This window comes from Terriglobus sp., assembly GCF_965201105.1.
GTDB lineage: Bacteria > Acidobacteriota > Terriglobia > Terriglobales > Acidobacteriaceae > Terriglobus.
Genome location: NZ_OZ241741.1, coordinates 654,003 through 676,923, shown reverse-complemented (window position 1 = coordinate 676,923; position 22,921 = coordinate 654,003). Strand labels below are relative to the sequence as shown.

At 58.4% G+C, this 22,921-nt stretch carries 20 protein-coding genes; 11 read left to right on the top strand and 9 right to left on the bottom strand.

Annotated elements, in window-relative coordinates; translation table 11 throughout:
• Positions 1-20 precede the first annotated feature (20 nt).
• Entirely contained in the window at positions 21-1,292 is a 1,272-nt protein-coding gene (locus ACOFKT_RS02950; protein ID WP_419805944.1) for a Y-family DNA polymerase, read from the bottom strand.
• Between the two features lie 6 nt (positions 1,293-1,298).
• Entirely contained in the window at positions 1,299-1,637 is a 339-nt protein-coding gene (locus ACOFKT_RS02945) for a LexA family protein (protein WP_419807088.1), read from the bottom strand.
• A 28-nt stretch (positions 1,638-1,665) separates the two neighbouring features.
• On the opposite strand from ACOFKT_RS02945, the gene ACOFKT_RS02940 reads away from it, so the two are divergent.
• From ACOFKT_RS02940 to ACOFKT_RS02915, 6 genes are all read left to right on the top strand, one after another.
• Positions 1,666-2,787 (top strand): recombinase A, encoded by a 1,122-nt coding sequence (locus ACOFKT_RS02940; RefSeq protein ID WP_419805943.1) that lies wholly within the window; start codon positions 1,666-1,668, stop codon positions 2,785-2,787.
• Position 2,788: 1 nt separating this feature from the next.
• A complete protein-coding gene (locus ACOFKT_RS02935; RefSeq protein ID WP_419805942.1) occupies positions 2,789-4,297 on the top strand; it encodes a DNA polymerase Y family protein in 1,509 nt (502 codons plus the stop codon).
• Positions 4,290-7,499, top strand: coding sequence for a DNA polymerase III subunit alpha (locus ACOFKT_RS02930; RefSeq protein ID WP_419805941.1), 3,210 nt, complete (start codon positions 4,290-4,292; stop codon positions 7,497-7,499). The genes ACOFKT_RS02935 and ACOFKT_RS02930 overlap by 8 nt, the downstream gene beginning before the upstream one ends.
• 9 nt (positions 7,500-7,508) lie before the next feature.
• Positions 7,509-7,934, top strand: coding sequence for a hypothetical protein (locus tag ACOFKT_RS02925; RefSeq protein WP_419805940.1), 426 nt, complete (start codon positions 7,509-7,511; stop codon positions 7,932-7,934).
• Positions 7,935-8,090: 156 nt separating this feature from the next.
• Positions 8,091-8,975: an alpha/beta fold hydrolase gene (locus ACOFKT_RS02920; RefSeq protein WP_419805939.1), complete on the top strand. Its 885-nt coding sequence runs from the start codon at positions 8,091-8,093 to the stop codon at positions 8,973-8,975.
• A complete protein-coding gene (locus tag ACOFKT_RS02915) occupies positions 8,976-9,614 on the top strand; it encodes a WHG domain-containing protein (RefSeq protein WP_419805938.1) in 639 nt (212 codons plus the stop codon).
• Positions 9,615-9,759: 145 nt separating this feature from the next.
• Here the strand turns inward: ACOFKT_RS02915 and ACOFKT_RS02910 are convergent, their stop codons facing one another.
• Complete coding sequence (locus ACOFKT_RS02910; protein WP_419805937.1) at positions 9,760-10,059, bottom strand: antibiotic biosynthesis monooxygenase family protein; 300 nt, start codon at positions 10,057-10,059, stop codon at positions 9,760-9,762.
• A gap of 143 nt (positions 10,060-10,202) precedes the next feature.
• Between ACOFKT_RS02910 and ACOFKT_RS02905 the strand changes: the two genes are divergently transcribed.
• Positions 10,203-11,192, top strand: a complete 990-nt coding sequence (locus ACOFKT_RS02905; protein ID WP_419805936.1) for a LysR family transcriptional regulator — start codon at positions 10,203-10,205, stop codon at positions 11,190-11,192.
• A gap of 94 nt (positions 11,193-11,286) precedes the next feature.
• On the opposite strand, the gene ACOFKT_RS02900 is transcribed toward ACOFKT_RS02905, so the two are convergent.
• Positions 11,287-11,442 carry a hypothetical protein gene (locus tag ACOFKT_RS02900; RefSeq protein WP_419807087.1) on the bottom strand — a complete coding sequence of 52 codons (156 nt, stop codon included), beginning with the start codon at positions 11,440-11,442 and terminating at the stop codon, positions 11,287-11,289.
• A gap of 146 nt (positions 11,443-11,588) precedes the next feature.
• Between ACOFKT_RS02900 and ACOFKT_RS02895 the strand changes: the two genes are divergently transcribed.
• From ACOFKT_RS02895 to ACOFKT_RS02885, 3 genes are all read left to right on the top strand, one after another.
• Complete coding sequence (locus ACOFKT_RS02895; RefSeq protein WP_419805935.1) at positions 11,589-12,128, top strand: transposase family protein; 540 nt, start codon at positions 11,589-11,591, stop codon at positions 12,126-12,128.
• Positions 12,071-12,622, top strand: a complete 552-nt coding sequence (locus ACOFKT_RS02890; RefSeq protein WP_419805934.1) for a transposase — start codon at positions 12,071-12,073, stop codon at positions 12,620-12,622. The genes ACOFKT_RS02895 and ACOFKT_RS02890 overlap by 58 nt, the downstream gene beginning before the upstream one ends.
• 143 nt (positions 12,623-12,765) lie before the next feature.
• Positions 12,766-13,158: a transposase gene (locus ACOFKT_RS02885; RefSeq protein WP_419805933.1), complete on the top strand. Its 393-nt coding sequence runs from the start codon at positions 12,766-12,768 to the stop codon at positions 13,156-13,158.
• Here the strand turns inward: ACOFKT_RS02885 and ACOFKT_RS02880 are convergent.
• Entirely contained in the window at positions 13,130-13,543 is a 414-nt protein-coding gene (locus ACOFKT_RS02880; protein ID WP_419805932.1) for a hypothetical protein, read from the bottom strand. The two genes, ACOFKT_RS02885 and ACOFKT_RS02880, sit on opposite strands and share 29 nt — an antisense overlap.
• 1,040 nt (positions 13,544-14,583) lie before the next feature.
• Between ACOFKT_RS02880 and ACOFKT_RS02875 the strand changes: the two genes are divergently transcribed.
• On the top strand, positions 14,584-18,516 hold the full coding sequence (locus ACOFKT_RS02875; protein WP_419805931.1) for an Ig-like domain-containing protein: 3,933 nt from the start codon (positions 14,584-14,586) through the stop codon (positions 18,514-18,516).
• 1,365 nt (positions 18,517-19,881) lie between these two features.
• Here the strand turns inward: ACOFKT_RS02875 and ACOFKT_RS02870 are convergent.
• From ACOFKT_RS02870 to grrA, 4 genes are read right to left on the bottom strand one after another with little or no spacing between them, the layout of a single operon-like run.
• Positions 19,882-20,502: a hypothetical protein gene (locus tag ACOFKT_RS02870; RefSeq protein ID WP_419805930.1), complete on the bottom strand. Its 621-nt coding sequence runs from the start codon at positions 20,500-20,502 to the stop codon at positions 19,882-19,884.
• Between the two features lie 53 nt (positions 20,503-20,555).
• Positions 20,556-21,266 (bottom strand): hypothetical protein, encoded by a 711-nt coding sequence (locus tag ACOFKT_RS02865; RefSeq protein WP_419805929.1) that lies wholly within the window; start codon positions 21,264-21,266, stop codon positions 20,556-20,558.
• Between the two features lie 43 nt (positions 21,267-21,309).
• A complete protein-coding gene (gene grrM, locus ACOFKT_RS02860) occupies positions 21,310-22,491 on the bottom strand; it encodes a cyclophane-forming radical SAM/SPASM peptide maturase GrrM/OscB (RefSeq protein WP_419805928.1) in 1,182 nt (393 codons plus the stop codon).
• Positions 22,492-22,522: 31 nt separating this feature from the next.
• The gene (grrA, locus tag ACOFKT_RS02855) at positions 22,523-22,921 is read right to left on the bottom strand and encodes a GrrA/OscA1 family cyclophane-containing rSAM-modified RiPP (RefSeq protein WP_419805927.1); all 399 of its coding nucleotides are present in this window, start codon (positions 22,919-22,921) and stop codon (positions 22,523-22,525) included.

Sequence of the window (22,921 nt, the reverse complement as noted above, 5' to 3'; positions counted from 1 at the left end):
TCTTTGTCAATCAAGACTCCTCAGCAAGCTTTAGCCTTCGGCAGCTCGTCCCACCGCGTAGTCCACCGCGGCGATCGGTACTTCGCCCGGAGTTTCCAAGCCGCGTCCTTCGGCCCGGCGCTCAGGATTCGGACGGTTCCCCGCCCCAGCGTGGCATTGAGCCGGTCCATCGTCTTCCAGACCCGCTCCCTTCGTTCGCGGTCCAGCTCGCTCCACAAAGCCGGCTGCTGGACCGTCTCGGGCAGCAGCTCCGTAATCATCACGCCGCATTTTGCGTAGCGGAAACCTTCGCGGAACAGTCGTTCTCCCAGGCGCACCGCGAGGGCGACCACTTCGCCGGTGTCGTTCGTCGTGGCCGGGAACCGGGCCGAGGCGCCGTTCGAATAGAACGGATCGTTGTTGAAGGTGTTGGTGTGCATGAAGACGAACAGATTGTCGGCTGCGACCTTGTACCGCCGCATCTTCTCCGCTGCGCGGGTGGCGTAGCTGGCCAGCGCTTCGCGCATCTCCAGCCAGGTCGTGACCGGCTTCCCAAAGCTCCGGGTGACCGCGATCCCCTTCCGTGTCGGCTCCACCAATTCCAAGGGCATGCAGGGGACGCCACGCAGCTCGTAGACGGTGCGGCCGCCCGTCACCGTCATCAGGGCGCGGGCATCGTCCGGTTCGAGCGCGGCTAGGTCCGCCGCCGTCTGGATTCCAAGCTTCGCGAGCTTGGCGGCCGAGGCTCCACCGATGCCCCAGACCTCTTCCACCGGCACCGTGGGCAGCAGCTCGCGACGCACCGACTCCAAACGCAGGTCGCAGACGCCAACGTACTGCGGCCGTTTCTTTGCGATGAAGTTGGCTACCTTCGCCAGCGTTTTCGTCGGCGCGATTCCAACACACGTGGGGATGCCGACCCATTGCTTGACGCGGCCGCGCAGCTCGCGCGCGCGCGCTTCCACTTCCCTGCTGTTGAACTCACCCAGGTTCAGAAAACTCTCGTCGATGGAGTAGTTCTCAACTGTGGGGACCAGCGTGTGAATCGTGTCCGATACTTTCTGACTGAGGCTGCCGTAAAGCGCATAATTGCTGGAGAGGACGGTGATTTTCTTCCGCTTGATGATGTCCCGGATTTTGAACTCGGGATCTCCCATGCGTATCCAGGCTCGGGCCTCCGCACTTCTTGAGACAGCACACCCATCGTTGTTCGAGAGCACAATGACGGGCTTGCCCTCCAGGTCAGGCCGGAAGACTCGCTCACACGAGACGTAGAAATTGTTGCAGTCGATCAGACCGTAGACTTCGCCCATCGCGGGCTACCGCAGGGTGTGGATGGCATGCTTCACCACGCCAAACACATGCAGATCCTCACCGATCGACACACACAGCGGTTGGTACTTGGGGTTGGCAGGGTTCAGCCACACGCAGTCTGGTCCACCGCGCAGCCGTTTCACTGTGTACTCGCCATTGACGGCCACCACTACCGAGCCGTTGACCGACTTCGCCGCACGGTCCACCACGAGAAGATCACCGTCCCAGGACGCCGCATCCTTCATCGAGTCGCCGTCCACGCGCATTATGAATGTGCAATCCGATCTCTGCACCAGATGCGGTGCACATTCGCCTTTCGCTTCCACATGGGTTAGCCTATGCATCCAAGAAGCGAAGATAAGGCGAATACACATGCAGGCACAAGCAGCACTTCTGAAACGTGAGATCGAAGCCAGATTGGCGGGCCGCGTTCCTGCCGCACTGTCGCCCATGGCGCAGCAGGCATCTCGCCTGCACCCGACCGGCAATGTCCGTATCGACGCCCTGCTCGGAGGCGGCATGCCTCTCGGCTCGGTGTGCGAGCTGACCGGCCCGGAAGGTTCGGGCCGCTGCTCCGTCGCGCTCTCTTTGCTGGCCACCGCGTCAGGTGAAGGAGCATGCGCGTACATCGACGTGAGCGACACCCTCTCGCCTCACAGCGCAGCCGCTGCCGGTGTTGCGCTCTCCAACCTGCTCTGGGTGCGGTTTGCGGCCGCGCAGAAGCCAGCTCCATCACCAATCATGCCGCTGAACGCGCAGGCTCTCGATGGCGTGACCGCGAACCACAGGCCCATTTACACAGGCTGCGGAGGTTCACACCCGCGCGGAGAGACGAAGGATCTGGCACCCGCGCTGGAGCAGATGCTTTTCTACAAGGAAGAGCGACGCCGGCGAAAGATGGAGGGCACACCGGGCTATCCCAACCAGCCGCTGGGTCTGCACACTGCCTCGCAGGACCAGGTCGATTGGGAGCGTTGGAATCTGCGCAAGGCCGACGACACCGACCCACTGCGGGTGATGGACAGGCAGGCAGCCGGGATCGCAAGGCAGCGTGCCATTCCCACCTCTCCGGTTGCGGCCCCACGCGTAAAGGATTCCAAGCCGTGGGACCGGTTGGACCGAGCGCTTCGCGCGACCGATCAGGTTTTGCAGTCCGGTGGCTTCCGCGTGGTCGTTCTCGACCTTGGCTCGGTCGATCCGAAAGAAGCGTTTCGCGTTCCTTCCGCGACCTGGTTCCGGTTCCGGCGTGCGGCGCAGGAGAGCGATGCCATCCTGCTTTTGCTGACGAAGGAGCCTTGCGCCCGTTCCAGCGCTGCATGCGTCCTTGAGTGCTCAGCCGGTGAGCCGCCGAGGATACAGGGCGTTCTCACGGCCGCTCCACGCTCGACGGAGATCGCACGGCAGCGTACCGGACCGGCCTTCGGCAAGAAGGCACCGGGCCGCGTCACGTCCTGGGAGGCAGCTCCGGCATGGATGCGGACGGCTGGCAGATGACATGTCGTTTACCGCAATCAACATTGCCGAGTTCCCGATTGCTGCATGGCAGCGCAACGTACCTAAGCTACGTTCCAGTGCGTGCGTCGTTGTAGACGGTGTTCCGCCGCAGGAGAAAGTCGTCTCGCTATGCAGGCAGGCAAAGAGCGCGGGTGTCGAGCATGGCATGAGCCGCGTGCAGGCCGAAGCGGGTTCTGCCGCTGTCTTCCGCGCACGCAAGCACGATGAGGAGCGGGCAGCGTTCGCCACACTGCTGGAAATCGCGGAACGCTTCACACCGCGCGTGGAAGTGATCTTGTCTCCACAGAACAACTACGCGGAAGAACGCCGGCTTGCCGTAGTGTTGCTGCTGGACAGTTCGGGTATAGGAACGTTGTTCGGCACGGCCGAGCAGTATGCGCGCAGGCTGTATGCCGAGCTTCACGCGGCAGGATTTCCAGCCGGGATCGGTGGCGCTCCGAATGCAGAAGCCGCGTTACTTCTTGCGCGCAGCACCGAAGGTGTAGCCTTCGCCGACCGGCACAGCCTGCGTGGCAGGCTCGCACGACTTTCGGTTTATCTATTGCCATGTGAGGACAGGATGCAGGCTGTCCTCCGTCGATGGGGAATTCGCACGCTAGGTCAGTTGGCTGCACTTCCCGAGACCGCGCTCATCAGCCGACTAGGACAGCAGGGCCTCAGGCTGCAACAACTCGCCCGCGGTGATGCCGACCACCTGCTCGTGCCGCAAGAAGGTGAGTTCACGCTTTCCGAGACCGTTGCGCTCGACACACCAGTGGAGCTGCTCGATTCCCTGCTCTTCGTGCTGTCCCCCATGTTGGAAGACATACTCCGCAAAGCGGTCGAGCGTGCCTACGCTCTTCGCTCCGTCCGGCTGACACTGCAACTCGAACGCTTGGAGCCGCACTCCGTTGCGGTGCGCCCGGCCACGCCGACCCAGAACCGGGAAGTGCTGCTGAAGCTGCTCAACCTGGAGCTGCAGGCGCACCCACCGCAGAGCGGCATCGTGAGCGTCACGTTGGAGGCGGAACCGACGCAGCCGCAGACCGCGCAACGCGGCTTGTTCCAGGCGCAGTTTCCAGAAGCCGACAAATTGGAGCTTTTACTGGCGCGGCTGCGCTCCATCGCTGGAGAAGGCAATGTGGGTTCGCCGCAGTTGCAGAACCGGCACGGTGACGATGCGTTCACCATCGCAGCGTTCCAGCCCAGCCTACGGGCGTGTGCTGACAAAGAGCGACTTCCTTCCCGTCTGGCCGTGCGTATCTTCCGCCCACCGCAGAGCGTGCGCGTCACCTGCTGGAGCGACCAGCCACGTGTGATGTTCTGGCAGGGTGCAAGGTACGTCATCAGCTACTGCGCCGGGCCGTGGCATGCCAGCGGTTCTTGGTGGAACGGAGAGGCATGGGATCGCGACCTCTGGGATGTGGTGACTGTCGAACCAGTCCAGGCATTGCGACTGCGCTATGAGCACTCTTCCAAGTGCTGGTTCGTCGTGGGCCTGTATGACTGAATACTATGTCGAGCTGCATGCCCGGTCAGCCTTCAGCTTCCTAGAAGGCGCATCCCTGCCCGAGGCCATGACCCAGCAGGCCGCCAACCTCCTGCTGCCCGGTCTTGCCATCCTAGACCGCGACGGACTCTATGGTTCGCCCCGGCTCTACACGACAGCGAAGAAGCTCGGCCTCCGTTCGCACATCGGAGCGGAGGTGTCGGTGGACGAATTCGGCGAGCAGGCGTTGCCGCCATCATGGCAGCCGCACTCGATTCCAAGCCGCCCGGTGCGCCTTTCGCTGCTCTGCGAATCACAGAGGGGTTACCAGAACCTCTCACTGCTGATCTCCAGCTACAAGCTTGCGCAAAGGACCAAGGGCGATGGCATCGCACCTTTCCGCAGCGTGCAAACCTACGCTGAAGGCCTTGTCTGCTTGACCGGAGGTGACGAAGGACCACTCGCAGCCGCCCTCGTGCGTGGTGGCATGGACGAAGGCCGCAAGAGCCTGCAGCGGTTACTCCATACCTTCGGACAGAAGAACGTCTTTGTGGAACTGCAGCGTCACGGCATCTGCGACCAGGAGGCCCGCAACCAGGCGCTCCTCTCGCTCGCGCGGGAGTTCCACCTTCCCTTGCTCGCGACCAACGCCGTCGCAATGGCGACCGACTTCGAGCGCGAGATCCTCGACGTGCTCACCACCATCCGGCACGGCTGCTCGCTCGACGAGGCCGGTCTGCTCCTGCAGCAGAACAACAAGCGGCACATGCGCTCCGCCGAGGAGATGTGCCGGCTTTTTCGCGACGTACCGGAGGCCATCGCCAACACCGTCGAGTTGTCCGATCGGCTCACCTTCCAGATGAAGGACATGGGATACGAGTTCCCACGTTACCCGATTCCAGAAGGCGAGAGCATGGACAGCTTCCTGCGCAAACGTACCTTCGAGGGCGTCGCCCGCCGCTATGGTGCAAAGCGCAGTGCCAAGCTCCGCGCACGCGCCGACCAGCAGGTGGAGAAAGAACTCGCTCTCATCGCGAAGCTCGGTCTTGCGGGGTACTTCCTGATCGTGTGGGACATCGTCGAGTTCTGCCGCAGGCACGGCATTCTGGTGCAGGGTCGCGGGTCGGCCGCCAACTCCGCCGTCTGCTACTCGCTCGGCATTACCGCCGTCGATCCCGTCGGCATGGAGCTGCTCTTCGAGCGCTTCCTCTCCGAGGTCCGCGGGGAGTGGCCCGACATCGACCTGGACCTGCCCTCCGGGGACGACCGCGAGCGCGCGATCCAGTACGTCTACGAGCGCTACGGTCAGCTCGGCGCGGCCATGTGCGCGAACGTCATCACCTACCGCGGCCGCTCCGCAGCCCGCGAGGTCGGCAAGTCTCTCGGCTTCGACGCCGACATGCAAACACGCCTTACAAGGCTGGTCGGTTCGTTCGAGTGGAAGGGTCCGACCGACACCATGGCGCACCACTTCCAGCAGGCCGGATTTGACCTCAACCATCCGCGTATCGCGAAATACCTTGAGCTTTCCATACGCATGCTCGACCTGCCCCGGCACCTGGGCCAGCACTCAGGCGGCATGATCATCGCGCAGAACCAGCTTGCCTCCGTGGTTCCCATCGAGCCTGCGTCCATGCCGGGCCGCAACGTCGTGCAGTGGGACAAAGAGGATTGTGCGGACATGGGCCTCATCAAGGTGGACCTGCTCGGCCTTGGCATGATGGCGGTCTTGAAGGACTGCGTTGAGTTGATTCCGCGCTACTACGGCAAAGAGGTCGACATCGCGCAGATCCCGCACGACGATCCCAAGGTTTACAAATCCCTTCAAGCGGCTGACACAATCGGTCTTTTTCAAGTGGAGTCGCGTGCCCAGATGGCCTCGCTTCCACGCAACAACCCGGATAAGTTCTACGACCTCGTCGTGCAGGTTGCCATCATCCGTCCCGGCCCGATCGTAGGTCAGATGATGAACCCATACATGGAACGGCGTCAGGGACGGCAGCAGATCGAGTACCCGCACCCGCTGCTGGAGCCGGTGCTGCGCCGGACCCTCGGCGTTCCGCTGTTCCAGGAGCAACTGCTACGCATGGCCATGGTCATCGCCAACTTCACCGGAGGCGAAGCGGAGGAGTTGCGTCGAGCGCTTGGCAGCCGGCGGTCGCAGGAGAAGATGCGTACGCTGGAGGTGAAGCTTCGCGCCGGCATGGACGCTAACGGCGTCGGACTCAAGGCGCAGCAGGAGATCATCCTGGCGATTAGCTCCTTCGCACTGTACGGCTTTCCAGAGTCGCATGCCGCGAGCTTCGCTCTCATTGCCTACGCATCGGCCTGGCTGAAGTTCCACTACCTGCCGGTCTTCACGGTTGCCATCCTCAACAACCAGCCGATGGGTTTCTACTCTGCTGCCGTGCTCGTCAAGGACGCGCAACGGCATGGCTTACGCATCAAGCCGGGCGACATCCTGCGTTCCGATTGGAACTGCACGTTGGAGCGCGAAGAGAACGGTGCCTATTCGCTTCGTCTCGGCTTGCGCTACGTGCGCGGTCTACGCGCAACCGTAGCGGCAGAGATCGAGCGCGTTCGCGCGCTGCGGCCGTTCGGCTCCATCGAAGAGCTTGCCCGTCGCGTGCCGTCGCTCTCGCAAGCTGACCTCACCGTCCTCGCCGAAACAGGTGCGTTGAACAGCCTCGGTGAACGCACCCATCGTCGCGATGCGCTCTGGCAAGTAGAACGGGCTGCACGCGCGGCAGGCCCGTTGCTTTCCGAACTGGACCGTGATGAAGAAGAGCTTTCACCACTTGCTGCGATGAACCCGGAAGAGCGTATGGTCGCCGACTACGCCGGGACCGGGGTCACCGTCGGACGGCACCCGATGGCGCATTGCCGTCCCCGCATGCGGGAATTGCAGGTGTTCCGTGCCGGCGACCTGAAGCTGGTCCGGCACGGCGTGAAGGCCCGCATCGCAGGCCAGGTCATCGCCCGGCAGCGCCCCGGTACGGCGCACGGGTTTATCTTCCTGTCGCTGGAAGACGAGACCGGCATCGCGAACGCCATCATCGACCCGGACCTCTACGAAGCCAACCGTTCGCTCGTGACCTACGCCAAGTTCCTCCTGATCGAAGGCGCGCTCCAGAACATCGACAAGGTGATCCACCTTCGCGCCAAGCACATCGAGGAGCTTCACATCACCGCCGCACCCATGGTGTCGCATGACTTCCACTAGACGGGCCGCATGAGCGAACCCATGACATCGCCGCCCGAGAAGCAGCCGCCGCCCCACGATTGGTGGCTGGAGAACGCCTGCCGCATCGCGGCCTTCCGCTTACGGCAGCACCGCTACGTCAGCGCCAATACCGTCCCCATCCGTGAGCAGGTGCGCGACTCCGTCGAGTTTCGTACGTCAGGTGTGGGAAGAGAGCGAGCGGCACCTGCGAGAGGAGGACTGATGCTGAGGGCAAGCCGCAACAATCGTCTGAGTAGTGCCTGGCGTTGTCCCCACTGCCATGCCGAAGTCGATGCACGCACCTTCCGGCTCGACCCGGCTGATGCCAATAAGCTTCTTTGTCCTAGCCGGGCTTGTGGACGATCCTTTGAGTGGAAACGGCAGAACAAAGGCAAGCTCTGGCCAGAGCAGCGGGCCTACACCGTTTTGCGATGAAGCCCGACGCGCGATGGTTTACACCAGATCGCGATACATCATCAAAAGTGGGCCAGAGCCCACAATTCGGTAAGCGACAACCGCACTTGACTCGGGCTCATTTACTACGTACATTAGCCTTATGACTACCATTGGTAGCCACTAGGTATACACGATATGAGTAATCGTCTACGGACCAAATACCTTCGAAGCTCGGCCCTTGGCAATGAGCCGAAGTTGGCCGAAGAGCGGCCGACCCTGCAAATGAAAACTGTCCGGGGAACCGTTGGTTTCGACGATACTGGCGGTTCCGGCCCTCTAGTGATTGCAGTCCCCGGCATGGGAGACCTTCGGCGTGAGTACAGGTACTTGACGCCGTATTTAACTTCGGCGGGGTATCGCGTCGCCACGATGGATATACGAGGGCACGGCGCGACTAGCCCGCAATGGAACGATTACTCGGCGCGAGCGATTGGGCAGGATGTTCTGGATCTGATGACGCACCTTGGGCAGAGTAAGGCCATCATCGTTGGAAATTCTTTTTCGGCCGGAGCGGCGCTGTGGGCAGCCCATGACGCCCCTGAGAAGGTAAGCGAGGCCGTGTTGATTGGGCCGGTGCTGCGCGACCCTCCCAAAGGCATTCCCTGGTACCTGCGAGCCGCGCTCGCACTCGGTTTCGGCGGACCGTGGCGCGTTCGTTTCTGGCTTACATACTGGACCAGTCTGTTTCCAGCCTACAAACCCGACGACTTTGCCGAATATCGCAAGACTCTGGGGAAGAACCTGCGAGAACCCGGCCGCATGGCTGCCTTGAAGAGCATGGTCTTTCTGCCTAAGTCAGACATCGAGGCCATGCTTACAAAAACGGAAATGCCCGTGCTGGTAGTGATGGGAACTAAGGACGCTGACTTCCCGGACCCCGCGGCTGAGGCTGAATGGGCAACGGACCTGCTTGGGGCGAAGCTGCTACTGGTTCAGGGTGCCGGTCATTATCCGCAAACGGAGATGCCGGAACAGGTAGGGCCGGCTGTGGTGAGCTTCCTACAGAACGGCAGCTCGTAGATGCCGCGAGCAGGATTAAATTCCGGTGCGGTCTTAGCGACCGCTGTTGCGCTTGCAGACTCAGACGGTCTAGAGACTTTGACGGTCGCAAAGCTCGCCTCGTTCTTGGGAATCAAGGCTCCGTCTCTTTACAACCACATCCTAAGTCTGGAAGGGTTAAAAGATAGTCTGACGACACAAGGATTGCGATCGCTTTTGGACCGCTCGCGAGACGCGATGGCGGGAGTGGCAGGGCAAGACGCACTTGAGGCGCTGGGGCATTCGCAACGCAGCTTCGCGAAAGAACATCCGGGGCTATGGGCGGCAGCGCAGCTGCCAGTGGCCGGATGGAGCGAAGCTTCGCAGACGGCAGCGAATGCTTACCTTGCCCTGCTTCTGGCCGTTCTTCGCGGTTACGGAGTAACGGGCGATGCGGCGATACACGCAGCTCGGTTCATACGGGCCTCACTGCGAGGTTTCATCGATCTTGAGCTGGGTGGCGGCTTCGGTTTACCGCAGAACGTCGATGCAAGCTTCAGCACACTTCTGAAGATGCTTGATGCGGGAATGCGTACCTTGCTGGACACTTCGGCCTCCGCAGGCCCCCTCTCTCACGCAGAAGAACGCAGCAAACGAAGCGTGCTTGTCGCCAGCCGATGAGCTCGCCTCCATGAGGGATCCAACGAAAACAGGGAGTCTTTTACGGGCGTTTTCTAACAGGGTGGTCTCTAGATGTACTGGAAGCGAAACAACAAACCCTGTCTCGACTGAGACAGGGTTGATGGTCGTTACAGCATGCAGCATTTCAGGAGTTCTTCGACAGAACTGTACCAACGAAGCCGGACGGTGGAGCACTAATTAACGTGGTCGCACGCTTGATTTTCTCGTCTTGTTGATACTTCGAAAGTACAGCGGTCGAGGCTTCTTCACTTGTCCAAAGTGTGTTAACCATCATGTGACCAGGATCTGTAACATCTTGTATTACTTCATGGTCCATGTAGCCCTTGAGCAAGGTCATATCGTGACCGATATCTCTGCAAATGACGAGCCCCTCTTGCTGGGCCTTCTCAGGGAATTTAAATTCGAAAACGGACTTTACGCTCATTGGTGCTCCTTGAACTTTGTTTCTACCTGTATCTCTCCATCTGACGGAGCAGGCACCGGTCAATGTTGTTTCAACGCACTGCAACATCACATTGCAGGTTTTGCAAGGTGAGTCCATGCCGTAGAGAGGGTCAGGAAAAGATAATGGCTACAGACAAGAAGAGCGCACGAGTGCTGAAGCAGCCAGATATTGAGGCGGAACAGATGCGCATCTTCGTTGCAATCGGGCAAGCGCGCACACTCACAGAAGCAGCGGCATCTCTTCAGTTGCCACTCTTTACAGTAAGCCGCGCGCTTAAGCGAATTGAGATCGCCTCCAAGCTTCTTCTGGTTCGAAGAGACGCATCCGGGCTGGAGCTCACGGGCGCCGGAAGAGACTACTTCAACGCTTGCTTTGGTGTCTTGGAAGCGCATCGAGAAGTTGCCGATGTCCTGGAGAAGCATAGAAAGGAGCCCGAAGGAACGCTACGCATCTGTACTCCCATTCCGTTTGCGCGTCACGTCCTTTCCGTGATCTTGCCAGAGTTTCGGACGCACTATCCAAGGCTCAGAATAGACATGAACCTCTACTGTTCAGATTGGGATCAATCACCAAAAGCGATCCACGACGTATTTATAAAAGTAAGAACTCCCAAGGATATGCGGCACCATCAAAGGGTCTTTCCCTCTATCCGCCAGGGCTTGTTTGCCAGTCTGGAATACCTTTCTGAGCATGAAGCACCCGCCACTCTCCTCGATCTTGAGCAGCACTCTTGCCTAGGGCAAACACGGGATCATACTGCCTTTGCATGGAACCTGACCTGCAAATCCGATCACAGGACGATCAGCCCTTCTTTCTCGATCGTTGTGCCCGACGTCGACGTTCTGATGCAACTCACACTTGGATCAGCAGGCATCGCCATACTCCCTTTGTGGCAGGCGCAGCCCGAGGTCACTTCTGGCCGCCTTCAGCGTGTACTTCCTGAGTGGGTTCCGGACGACCTCACATTCTGCGCTTTACATAGCGGACGGACGCGGATGGCGTCGAAAGAGAGTGCCTTCCTTAACTTTCTTGGAAACATCTTGGGAACACGTACTGATCCGCGTGTTCGCGGAGAAGACCCCTCATTGTATTTCCGCTTCAAAAAGTCGTAGGTAAAGTTGGGGCTTCCCGATGTTGAAGCGGCTAGCCTTCGTATCGCATTCGAACTAAGCTCATTACATGTTCAGTTCACTCGTACTGCAGGATCTAGAGCCCCAAGCTGTCATTCACCGCGACAGCGATCTCCTGCTCGAACCCTAGATAGCGCTCCGTAGTCTGGATGGACGAGTGACCCGAGAGAAACTTGATCTGTTCCAGGTCACCACCTGCCTTGCGGCAGAGCTTCGCGCAGGTCCGCCGCAGGTCATGCGCCCCGAAGCGCCCGAATTCCGATCGCTCTCGCGGAGGCGGTGATCACGGCCCAGTCGCTCAGGCTTGTCGTTTTTCTAATAATTTGGGTTTTGGCACGCATTTGGTGATGCTCTGCGGCTCAGTGTAGATATGTCCGTATGCGAAGAGGAGAGTTGCTCCCCAGCAGCACAGAGGTGAGGCTCGTCTGCCTGCGACAAGTGGCCGGAGCAGTGCAAGTGGAGCTTCGGACGTGTCAGCCCAGTTCCTCTTGTCCGAGTTGTGGCACGGCGTCGAGCCGGGTTCACAGCAGGTATTCGCGCAAGCTGATGGATCTGCCGTGGCAAGGTCTGCCGGTCAGCATCTTGCTCCGAGCTAGGAAGTTCTTCTGCTTGCACAAGCAATGCACCACAAGGATCTTCACCGAGCAGCTGCCCGGAACGGTAAAGCGCTATGCACGACGGAGTTGCCGGTCGAGCGAGTCGCTTCGATGGCTCACGCTCGCTCTGGGCGGCAGGGCTGGCTCTCGCCTAGCTCGGAGACTCGGTCTGCTCGCCGGCCGAACAGCGCTCTTGCGCGAACTTCGCCAGAAGTCGCCACCGTCTTCATGCGCTCCACGTGTCCTCGGCATCGACGAGTGGGCGTGGAAGAAGGGCATCGGTACGGGACCATTTTGTGCGATCTCGAACGCGGCAAGGTGATCGACCTGCTGCCGACGCGCGACACTGCGGCGGTGGCGGCATGGCTGGTCCAACATCCAACGGTCGAGATCGTCAGCCGCGACCGTGCCAGCTCTTTCGCCGATGCGATCCGGCGCGGAGCGCCAGGAGCGGTTCAGGTTGCAGACCGCTGGCATCTGCTGCACAACCTGTTCGAGGTTTTAGCTCGATCGCTAGAACGACATCGTCCTGCTCTAAGGGCCGTTGGTGAGGCGATGAGTTCTTCATCGGCCGTAACGGCGCCCGTGGAGAAGCCAACGCTTGCGGCCGAGCGAGCTCACGAGAAGAGAGAACGAAGGTTGCAGCTCTATGAGGAAGTGGCGACACTGATCCGCAACGGTGCAAGTCAGTCAGAAGCATCGAGGAGACTCGGCGTGAGCCTTCGCACCGTTCAGCGTTGGACTGCTTGCGGTGTTTTCCCGGAACGCAGCGACGCATTTTTCCGAGTTCAGTCGATGGCTTCGGGGCTTATTTAAGGAAGCGGGTCGGCGAGGGGTGTACGAACGTGTCGCAGCTATGGAGTGAGGTTCGCCAGCAGGGATTCGATGGCCAACTCTCGACTGTCTGGAACTGGTTACGCCAGCGCTTCAGACGTTCGCAGAGTCGCCACGGCGTACCGATGTCGAAGAGAACCCATCCAGTCTCGCCACACCAGATCGCCTGGCTCATGTTGAAGGTCGACCCGGCAAGAAGCAGGTATCTGACCGCACTCTGTGAGTTCTCACCGGAGCTGGCGTCCATCGCGCGAGTCGCGCGGTCGCTCTTCAACCTGCTGCGAACGCGGAACGCCCAAGCTTGGTCCGACTGGAGCGAAGGTGCGGAGCACTCTCCGCTTGCCGCTTTCGCTCGGCATCTCCGCCGAGACAAAGATGCCGTTTTGGCCGCCCTGCGACTGCATCGGAGCAACGGCATGGTCGAAGGTCACGTCCATCGGCTCAAGCTCCTGAAGCGGCAGATGTACGGACGCGCCGGGTTCGACCTGCTCAAGCTCCGAGTCCTGCACTCGGCATAATCTTGCCGCTAAAGACTCCTTCGCACTCGCACGCCTGCATCACCAAATGCGTGCCAGAACCATTAAATGTCGTTGTTTTCTCACGCTCCGCGTCGCTTTCGCGATACGATCCCATTTGCACAAATCTTGGGTGACGATGAAAGGCTAGTCTTTGGGAACAACATGCGATCAAAGGACGACAAGCATCGTGACAAATCTTTGACAAAGAGCATGAGAGCGCCGCGACAATGAGCGTGGGAAGCAACACATAGATTGAGAACGGAACCGCCTTTGGTACGTCATCTAGGTCAGCTAGGATGCTCCCATGCGAAAGTTCGATAAGAACGACTTCATTTGGTCCGATGCTTTCCGCGGCCGCGACGACATCATCGATGTTGTCCGTCATCAAACCTCCAAGCCATCCCACATAGGTGCCAGGCGAGGCGTCGACTACGCTGTAATGAGCGGCATAGCGAACGCCTGATCCGGATGAGGTGATCGTCCGAAGTACAGGACGTATATCAAGGTATCGCACCCCTCCCAAAGCAATCTGGTCCCGAGTTGAGATCTGCTGCGCCTGGTCATTCCTTTGGATCCTGCTGCGCTTCCAGCGCATGCTTTTGTTGTGTACATGCCAGAATCATGAGAACCGAAAAGGGAGATCTGTGAGAATGGCCTATTTCCGAAGCTGGTCGTAGGATCTTGAAATGAACTCGTCATCCAATTAGCTGGGTCGATGGACATAGTGCTTTCCTCGTAGGTTGTTATAGGCCACAATTGGCCGCGGTAGAAGCTACTCAACCTTGAGTTTCAAGGCTGAGCAGAGCTTTGGCAAAACTAGGTAGGAGGCTACACAGTTCACGATGTGGTCCTACACGAGAGTTTAGTCGATTTCACCCGGACATCTACAAGCCCCTCCGTAGTTTCGGCTGCATCCGTCGTGAGTTGCCGCGCCTTAACCCGACCACTCATGCTCAACGTCTAAGCTTTCAGTGTCTCTCGTTACTCCGAGCGCATAACCCTGTTCCGCCTCGCATCCACAATGTCATCAGGACCAGGCGACTTAACTCACAGAGACGAATCCGCTTCAAACAGCGCAGAAGGCTAGTCGATCGTTCCAGGATGGATGTCGCCTGGCCTATTCCAAGTACTCGTACCCTGCTCACCCATCAGGCAGAAGTAGCCGTGTAGCAACACACGTCTTCTCCGTGTGGTGACCTCTATTTAGGAAACGCACGGAAAGCCGTAAGTTAGAACTTAGGTTCTTTGAGCGAGGTGAGGGTACATATGAGACTGCTTTACAAACTAGTGATTCTGGTGGGCTTTGTTTCCTCGCTGCCGATCAGCGTATGGACGCAGCAAAACGCACGGACCACCAACGCGACCAGTCCAGTGCGAAATCTAGCGAAGATCAGCGTCCCTTCTGGAGCAGAGAGGAGCGCGTCCTTGCGCGCTGTCACCTTACGCTTTCCCGAAGGAACGGTTCCAAGTTCCGTGAAGGCGCGCTTGAACGGCAAGGACGTTAGCGCTCTTTTCCAAGAACAGACGTGTACAGGTGCAATCTGTCTTTCAGGTAATCTTGCCACCGCGGACGGTGTTGTGCCCGGGGAGAATGTAATCTCAGCAACTGCAAGAAATCAGGACGGAACCGCGTCGAGTTCTCGCATGCACTTCAGCGGAGACGCGTCGGTCGAGGCGAACTCTCGGCGTCCCCAACCCTCAGCTCGAGCGATGGCGGCGACTGTACAGATTGCGGCTTCGAATCTTCCGACGAACAGCACCTTCCTTCCGCCATCGGTGCTCTTTCAAACGCTCAGCAATGGCGGTGTCGGCGCAGGGCAGCCTTGGTTTAGGCTGGGTAGCTTACAGCAGGTGCTTAACGGTAGTTGCACTTCGCCCTACAGCGTGATTGTGCTCGATCGTCGCACACTCGAGCAAAAGACGGCCGCTCCAGAGTCGTCGCCGCAGTGTTTCGCAGGTAGTTCGACGCTTACGCCCTACCTCGCCAGCCTGACCGGGAACAATGACATCGTCATTGTGGGCACCAACCAGGGTCAGACTACAGACGCAGGCTCGCAGAGCACATCGTTCGACACTACCACGATCGGCGGTACGCTCTATAACTGTCCGAATTGCGCTGCGAAAGCGGGAACTGTACATAGCAATGACATTCCCCTGACGTACCTAGCAATCGGCGTGCCGGGAGCGGCAGGAGGCTCTGCTTATGAGAACTACACCAGCAGTGCGCACCCGGGGTCAGGTTCATTTGCGACCGGCATGTTCGTCGAAGACGCCACGGGAAACTACAACTTTCAGTCCGCTAATAACGTGGAGTTCGTTGTCTCTCCTGGATCAACGATAGCCAACACTTCGGCCACAATTACGAATGCACCCGGATCTCCTGGCACCACTGTAGTCTACGGGCCACCGAACAATGCCACCAACGGTTTTTGGCTGCTTGTTCTCGACCGAAACTCATTAGACAGTGTTCCAACGTGTACGGGCAGCTTTTCAGGAAGCGTTTACACCGTTCCAAACTGCGGTACCCTGTTTCCGCTTAGCACGGGTGGCGGCGATCCAATGCAGATCCAAGCTATGGCCAACGCGCTTAATAATGTTAACAGCAACCAGATTGCAATCCTGACCACGGTGGGAACTGCGGGTTGGGGGAATCCAGCAGCAATGGCAAGCGACAATAAAACGCCCAACAACATGATTGCTGTTGCACTTGCCTTGCAGAGTTATGGGATTCCTGACAAGTCCATTCTCTATACCGGTCTTGCCGGTTCGGCCTGGACGATGGTGGGAACCCCTGGGCTCGGTGGTCCACTGAACGGGCATAACCTTCTGTCTGCCTCTTACTTTTCGCAGCAAGGTCACACCGGCTACCTTCACGGAACTTTCGCCCGAGATAGCCATGGCCTGTATGAGCCATCACACTCGGAGCAGCAGAAGTCGGGTGCGGATACAGCGAACCTGCAGCTAGGCCTTATCACTTCTCAGCAGCCCCAGGAATGGCCGGAGTATGCCACCCTATCGGGAGCCACCTCTGTTGCAGGGCAAGTAGACGCATACGAATACCTGAGTTGGTACCTGCTTAACGGTTGGTACCTCCAGGGCCAAGCTGCGAGCACCACATCGGCCGACAGTGGGGTTACCGGGAAGCAGCAGTATGACATTCACTACTTCTTCACCGGCTCGCTGAATACGCTGCTCGACTACCACACCTTTGATCCGCTTGATGCCATATTTCCAGCAGGTGTGCAACCCGGACACAGGAACATTCCCTGCAAAAGCACCTCCGGCACCAGCCCCGTCACCTGCAATTGGACAGGCCCGGACGGGACTAAGTTGCAATTCACAAGTGACGATTTCGCTGCAGTGCAGGTCCAGCTTCACAACGAGCTCGTTGCACTGAACAACGTATTAACCTTCATGGTAACGGGCTCGACCAACATGAAGGACGTCGTAGCGGCAGGCAACTCAAATGCAGCCTTAGCTCTTCTGCAAGCTCTTGCCGATGTGCAGGCAAACATCAATCAACCGCCGCCCCCAAGCGCTCCCGTCACAGTAAGCCCGTGGCACATCATGCATATGATCGGCTCCGATGTTAGTCCGTTCATTTCCTTCGCCACCGATGGAGTGATCAGTGCTTCCGACATAGCCTTGGCAGATAAGGCTATCGGCTTTGTGGGCGACCTGTTCAACGCCGCAGGTGGTACCGGGGGCGGTCTGAACACTGTGGACAAAGGCGTCAACAAACAGATTCCACGCCTTGACTACAAGCTCGACATTGCTATCGGTCAGCTGGCCACGACGGACCTGCAAGGCGCGATCCTCGCCGGGTTTGACTCGACGCTCGACGTCGTCACTGGCGATTACGGCAAGCTGATGGCCCTTGGAGGGACTCCAGCAAGCAACTCGCCGCTGTTTGCGCCCACACAGGCAACTCAAAACCAAGTCATTCAAATGATTACAAAAGCCTCGCAGAAGAGTCTTTATACCTCACTCATTCCACAAATTTACCAAGTACATGAATGGGCCATGAGCGGCTCCGCGAATCTGGCGGATATGGGTTACACAAGTAGTGGTGATACGAACTCATGTCGGGCCTTCTACAACGTTACGACCACGCCCTGGATCGCCGCCGCATACCCCACCTATGGCGGCACCACCTATCACGAGGCGTGGCAATCCGGCGGGAACGGGCAAAATGCCGGAGACTTCTGGCCATACTTCTACAATTCCAACCCGCCGTTTATAGATTGGTACATCCTCTCTCTGCCTTTCAATGGCGCGGGTTCGACGGGTGCGAACGCAATGACGATGGACGGAACGTTAAGCGGCATCCTGTTCGGTGCGGATCAGAACTCGGTAAACTTCGTTCGGGATGAGTTCGTTGCGGAGCAAGGGCCGATGGACAAGCCGTTGACAGGAAACAAAGGCTCGTTGGTAAACATGGCCTTTGAAGTGAGTAACTTCCATAATGCGATAGGGCTGGACAATTATCACGTCTGCTCGGCCGCGCAACTGAGTGCTGTCCAATCTGGGACAACTAGCCAAGTCTCTCGTGACACAGCGACCATCCTAAGAATGCCGGGAAGCGCCGTACTGGGGGAAAATGTACTGCTCCACGCAACGGTCACCATCAGCTCCAGTTCCACCGCTGCATCCGGCAGCGTGCAGCTCCGCGAGGGTGTGGCGGTTCTTGCAACTGTCCCACTGGATGCAAGCGGAAGCGCGAGCTACACGGCAAAAGGTCTTGCGATCGGTGAGCACGCCATAACCGCGTACTACATCCCCAGCGATAGCAAATTGCCTTCTGATTCAGGACCGCAGTTACTGACGGTTTACGCCAACGCGCCCGAAATGCAGCTCATGCTTTCGCAGTCGACGCTCACCGTGACCTATGGCAAGACTTCCTCGCCGGTTTCTCTCACTGTGCTGGCATTGTCAGGCATGAACGGTACGGTGAACTACGCCTGCTCGGGCCTGCCCGCGGGTATGACTTGCGCCTTCTCGCCCACCAGCAGCACCATTGCCAACGGCAAAACAGCAACTACCAGCTTTACGATCTCTGGAACCCCAGTCACAGCTTCGTCCGCGGCGCTTGCTTTCGGCAAAGGATGGACCTTGCTGTTTTCCACGGCTCTCCTTATGTTTCTTCTGCGAAGCTTTCGTCATGGAGGGAAGATGCTTGACAAGATTATCTTCCCACTCTTGCTGCTGACACTTGCAGTCGGCGGCATGCTCGGATGCGGTGGAAGCACGCGGAATAAGGACACCACATTCCAAGAGACCGGAGCCAAATCCGTCCTCGTGATTGCAACTAGCGGTAATCTAACCAGGGCCACGCCGCTGGTTGTCAACATCCGGTAAGAACGGGCTTGCCGGCAAGCACACCGTAGACGTAGCTGGGTGCTCGTCGCCGAACAATGCCTTGAGTGCTCGTGCCGACCCGACTCGATATTGGATCGGCACGAGCCGCTGATGTTTCGGCTGCACGGAGGAGTGAACATAATGTGACTCGCAGCCAACAGGTTGTCGCCGTCCCTGATTGCTCCCTTCCAGGAGGAAGGGTGACGCCCCAAACAGGTTTGGTCGCAGAGCTTTCATGTCCTTGCCTTTCACCGGGCCAGGTTCTCAGGACCTCTTCATCATCGGAATGCAGTACATGGACGAGGGGGAGATAGACGAATCGCAAGTGGATTGATTGAGGCTGGACGATCCCCTGATGATCAGCGCGGTACGTACACCTGCATTGCTGGGACTCGAGTCGGTTTGGGACCCAGCACAGGTCCACCACGCTGAAATTATTGTTGCAGCCACAGTTGCGGCGGCTCTGCTCGTGGTGTCTTTTGCGCAACCTTCAGCAGAATCTCCGAGTGAGGCTCGAACCAAACAAGAAAGAGCTTAGAAGAGGTTAACTTGTCGAGCATTAACGACACGGGAGACGGCGATGTCTCGGACCAGCCTCAAACCTCGTTCCAAGGGGTTGTGTGGATTTGCTCCAGCTCTTCCGTAGAGTTGGCATCGCATTATCCTCGGAACGCATCGCCGCTGATCGTATCAGTGCGACTGAGTAGCGCTAGTTCAGAACCGGCTTAGCTCCTACAAGATTGGGGAAGACCCTCTCAGCAATGAAATTATGAGGCGCCTGCTAGCATACGCCGACTGTTCTTTTGCTGTGGCACGTTGGAGAACCGACGGCGGACCTGTCGCTTCCCGGAGCTTCACAAGACTAGCGCCGCGCAGGCAGCCATCGCCGGACACAAGCATCCGAGCGAAGCATCCGGGGTTGAAGGTGCGACAATCTCAGGAGTGGGCGAAGAGCCTAACCGCGGCACAGGTTGACTCCCGCGGGCAGTCTAAACCCGCTGACACCCCAGAGTTCACTTAGTAAGCATATTCGGGCAAGGGGGGCAGAGAGTTCAAACGGTAGAGCATGGGAGATGAACTTCACTCAGCCTGCGGGGCGCCTTCACAGGCGCTGGAGAGAGCATTGTCTAGATAGCATTCTGGCGTGGGTGGCTCTAAGCAGATGTTAATCTCGAGGCCATGCATGAGAAAGGGGAGCACCTCTACTGCGGTGCCCCACAATCCGCTGAGGCGCATGCACGGGCAACGATGCGCGGCCAGATTCTGGCCGGAGCGCGTCCGCGAAGAACCTATCGCACTTCCGCTCGCCCAAAAGGACAGGAGCGAGCCAACAGGGGCGAAAGCATCTCGGAAAGCGCCATGCCCTCAGTTGCGCTGTGCCTTCCACGGTGCGTGTTCGCCGTGGATGCCGTACATGCCTGACATTCCCTCGGGCGTTACTTCCCCACGAAACGTAAGAACATCTCGTGTGTCGGTGCTGAACTCGACATGGTTGCCGTTGATCCAACCTTGCAGATGGCCTTTTTGGTGAGGTCCATGGAAGGTTCCAGACACGATATTGCCGTCTTGGCTGATCTGTATCTCTTTCAAGGAGCTGCCAGGCTGGCTCACGTTATAGGCATAAATGGTCCAGTTACCGCTAATGTTGGCCCCTGTCATAGCAGGTGGAGCGACGGGCTGTGAAAGGGGCGGTGCCGAAGACACGGCTTCGCTTTGGTTCGCGTCGGACTGGCTGGCAGCCAAACCGATCTCTTGGTTTGCCTGCGTCAGGAAATCTTTCGCCCGTTGCGCGTGACCGCCGAGGTGCGCGCTATTGTCGCGCTGCGCTTCGCTAATGCGGCCATAGGCCTGCGCGACACTTTCTTGTGCGCTAGCAAGATTGCCGTGGCGCGAAGGGTCTACGGTTATGCTGGGCGCTTGGGCGTGTGCAAGGCCAAAGCAGGCGGCGGAGAAGCTGATGGCAGCAATGATTTTTGCGCAATTCATGAAGGACTCCTTTTTAGAGGGTGATGGCTCCGGGCTCGAATCGATGTGCCTAACTAATCCCAGTTCGTGGAGACAATGTGACCCGTTTCGTTCAACATGACGGTCATACGGTTCGGATTAGCCTGCAGGGTGTCCAGACCGTCGCTCTCACGAATGACACGCAGGTTGCGTGGCAGGTCTTCCTCGCGCACAACGTTGGCCGTCTCACCTGCGGGCACCCGCTGCCCCTTGCTGACGAACAGCTTTCCTTGGCAGGTCACACAATCGTTGGGCGGGTTCGCAGAGACCGCATAGCCCGGCAGAGTGTTCAACACTACCCTGTTCGCGGCGCCATGAACGCGCACGCCCTTGAACGGGTGTCCTGGTTCGATCGTGAAGACGGCTTCGATCTCCGCGTAAGCTGCCATGGAGGAACTCTCGGCAGGCGCCTGTGCGACCATAGCGAGGTCGAGTATGCCGTCTATCGGTGTACCGCGGGTGATCGGCACCAGCTCCGCCGCCTCCCAACCTGCAGTGGAGGTCAATGCACGCGCGCGGATCACATCAAGTTGCGGCGAGTGCGTCGTTCGGATGACCTCCACATTCGAGATCCAGAAGACGGGCGCAGTGTTTGGTTGGGCCTCGGTCGCTGCGCTGATCCCTAAATGTGCAACTGGAGAAGGGACAGGCTTCGAAGAGGTTTGAGAAGCAGTCTGCGCCACCATCAAGCCTGCGAGCAGGAGCTTGGCCGAGAGCACAATTGCGATATCGCGTTTCGTATGCATCGTCGTTGTCCTTGTAGGTTGTCGGATTTGTTGTCTGTTCGGCTTAGGCACAAGCTGGAAGCAGTTCGTCAGATTGACTGACCTCAACCAGGGACTGCTCCATCTGGGAAAACGCCCTAAGTACCAGATCTGCCGGTACGATCTGCACAAGATTGCAGAATGAGGTCTCCGTACTGGCGAAGGAGCCGGTCTCCGCAAGTTTGTTGACGGGAGCACCACCGCCACAGAGGGAGAAGTAGTCACACTCTTGCCGGCATGCTTCAACACCTGCCCGGATGTCGATGGCCATTGCCTCCATCGCCTCGCTATGCAGCATTTGCTCCAGCGTGTGAGTATGGACATTGCCGAGCAGGAAGTCGTGATAACGCTCATTACGGTAGCCGAGCAACTCTGGCGAGAACGTTCCTACGTTGCCCTTGCAATCGACATTCATCATGGCCAGTGGTTCAACCTGATCGTTGCCGACTTTGGCTTCTTCGGGCCGGAAGATTCGAGTGATGATGCCGTCAATCTCACGAATGAAATCAATCCCGGGCGCCTCCCGCGAAAGCGTCCAAAATGTTTGCAGAAACTGCAGAAACTGCAGCCGGGTGGAATCTTTCCCTTGTTGCATCAAGGTCGAAACGTGGTCGCCCTCAGACTCTTCTACGTTGAAGCAGACATCGTGGAAGCCCTCCTCTAGGTAAAAGGAATGCAGTTCCCCGGCTTTGTGCAATGCCGCTTGCGACAGCACAGAGATGATGTGGAAGCGAATGCCTTCTGCCTTCAACAGGCGTGCCCCACGCATAGCCTGATCGAACGTACCCTTCCCAGCGCGAGTAATCCGATTCGCATTGTGAAGCGATCGTGGCCCGTCGATGCTGAGGCCCAACCCCACATTCCAGCGACGAAACAAGTCACACCATGCCTTATTCAGTAGCGTCCCGTTTGTCTGGAACGAGTGGCGAAGGCGAACGCTTGTCGGCCGAAGACGTTCAATCGACTGAAACGCCGTTTCATAATACGAAACAGGCAAAACCAGAGGCTCACCGGCGTGCCAGATGATGGTGAGGTCCTCATCTGCGTACGTCGATTCGAAGATCCGGCGGAAGGTAGTCTCGATTGTGTCAAGACTCATCGTAGAGGTGTCATCACGAGTCGGTAGGTAGCAATATTTGCAACGAATGTTGCAAAACGGTGTGGGTTGCAGAACGACAGTGCGAATGCGTGTATCGGATTGTGGCATGCTGTTGTCCTCCCTCACGGAGTGGTCTTGACTACCAGTTATGCCAATAGTTGTGCCAGCCATTACCCCAGCCCCCGTTTCCCCATCCACCATTGCCCCAGCCCCCGTTGTGCCAGCCATTCCCCCAACCTCCGTTGTGCCACCCGTTTCCCCATCCACCGTTATGCCAGCCAAGGCCTCCGCCGAAATTCAGCCATTCTGCTAGTGTCAATTCCACGCCGGCTGGATTTACTGCCGTCTTGTTCGCACCTATGTGGAGGTTTTCAGATACAGCTCGCCGGATTTGGCTGAGGCGGTCAGCGACCGATCCGTTTTGTTCAACGCCTTTCATGGCGCGATTCTGAGTAATCGCCAAGGCAGATGAAATACCGACAACTCCGGTGGGAATGAGTAGTGCTAAAGCTGCCGAGGTGCGCTTCGTTGCACTCAT

Coding starts and splice junctions, on each gene's coding strand:
- ACOFKT_RS02950 (WP_419805944.1), bottom strand. CDS start 1,292: ATGGGCGAAGTCTACGGTCTGATCGACTGCAACAATTTCTACGTCTCG.
- ACOFKT_RS02945 (WP_419807088.1), bottom strand. CDS start 1,637: ATGCATAGGCTAACCCATGTGGAAGCGAAAGGCGAATGTGCACCGCAT.
- ACOFKT_RS02940 (WP_419805943.1), top strand. CDS start 1,666: ATGCAGGCACAAGCAGCACTTCTGAAACGTGAGATCGAAGCCAGATTG.
- ACOFKT_RS02935 (WP_419805942.1), top strand. CDS start 2,789: ATGTCGTTTACCGCAATCAACATTGCCGAGTTCCCGATTGCTGCATGG.
- ACOFKT_RS02930 (WP_419805941.1), top strand. CDS start 4,290: ATGACTGAATACTATGTCGAGCTGCATGCCCGGTCAGCCTTCAGCTTC.
- ACOFKT_RS02925 (WP_419805940.1), top strand. CDS start 7,509: ATGAGCGAACCCATGACATCGCCGCCCGAGAAGCAGCCGCCGCCCCAC.
- ACOFKT_RS02920 (WP_419805939.1), top strand. CDS start 8,091: ATGAGTAATCGTCTACGGACCAAATACCTTCGAAGCTCGGCCCTTGGC.
- ACOFKT_RS02915 (WP_419805938.1), top strand. CDS start 8,976: ATGCCGCGAGCAGGATTAAATTCCGGTGCGGTCTTAGCGACCGCTGTT.
- ACOFKT_RS02910 (WP_419805937.1), bottom strand. CDS start 10,059: ATGAGCGTAAAGTCCGTTTTCGAATTTAAATTCCCTGAGAAGGCCCAG.
- ACOFKT_RS02905 (WP_419805936.1), top strand. CDS start 10,203: ATGGCTACAGACAAGAAGAGCGCACGAGTGCTGAAGCAGCCAGATATT.
- ACOFKT_RS02895 (WP_419805935.1), top strand. CDS start 11,589: ATGCGAAGAGGAGAGTTGCTCCCCAGCAGCACAGAGGTGAGGCTCGTC.
- ACOFKT_RS02885 (WP_419805933.1), top strand. CDS start 12,766: ATGTCGAAGAGAACCCATCCAGTCTCGCCACACCAGATCGCCTGGCTC.
- ACOFKT_RS02880 (WP_419805932.1), bottom strand. CDS start 13,543: ATGACGGACAACATCGATGATGTCGTCGCGGCCGCGGAAAGCATCGGA.
- ACOFKT_RS02870 (WP_419805930.1), bottom strand. CDS start 20,502: ATGAATTGCGCAAAAATCATTGCTGCCATCAGCTTCTCCGCCGCCTGC.
- ACOFKT_RS02865 (WP_419805929.1), bottom strand. CDS start 21,266: ATGCATACGAAACGCGATATCGCAATTGTGCTCTCGGCCAAGCTCCTG.
- grrM (WP_419805928.1), bottom strand. CDS start 22,491: ATGCCACAATCCGATACACGCATTCGCACTGTCGTTCTGCAACCCACA.
- grrA (WP_419805927.1), bottom strand. CDS start 22,921: ATGAGTGCAACGAAGCGCACCTCGGCAGCTTTAGCACTACTCATTCCC.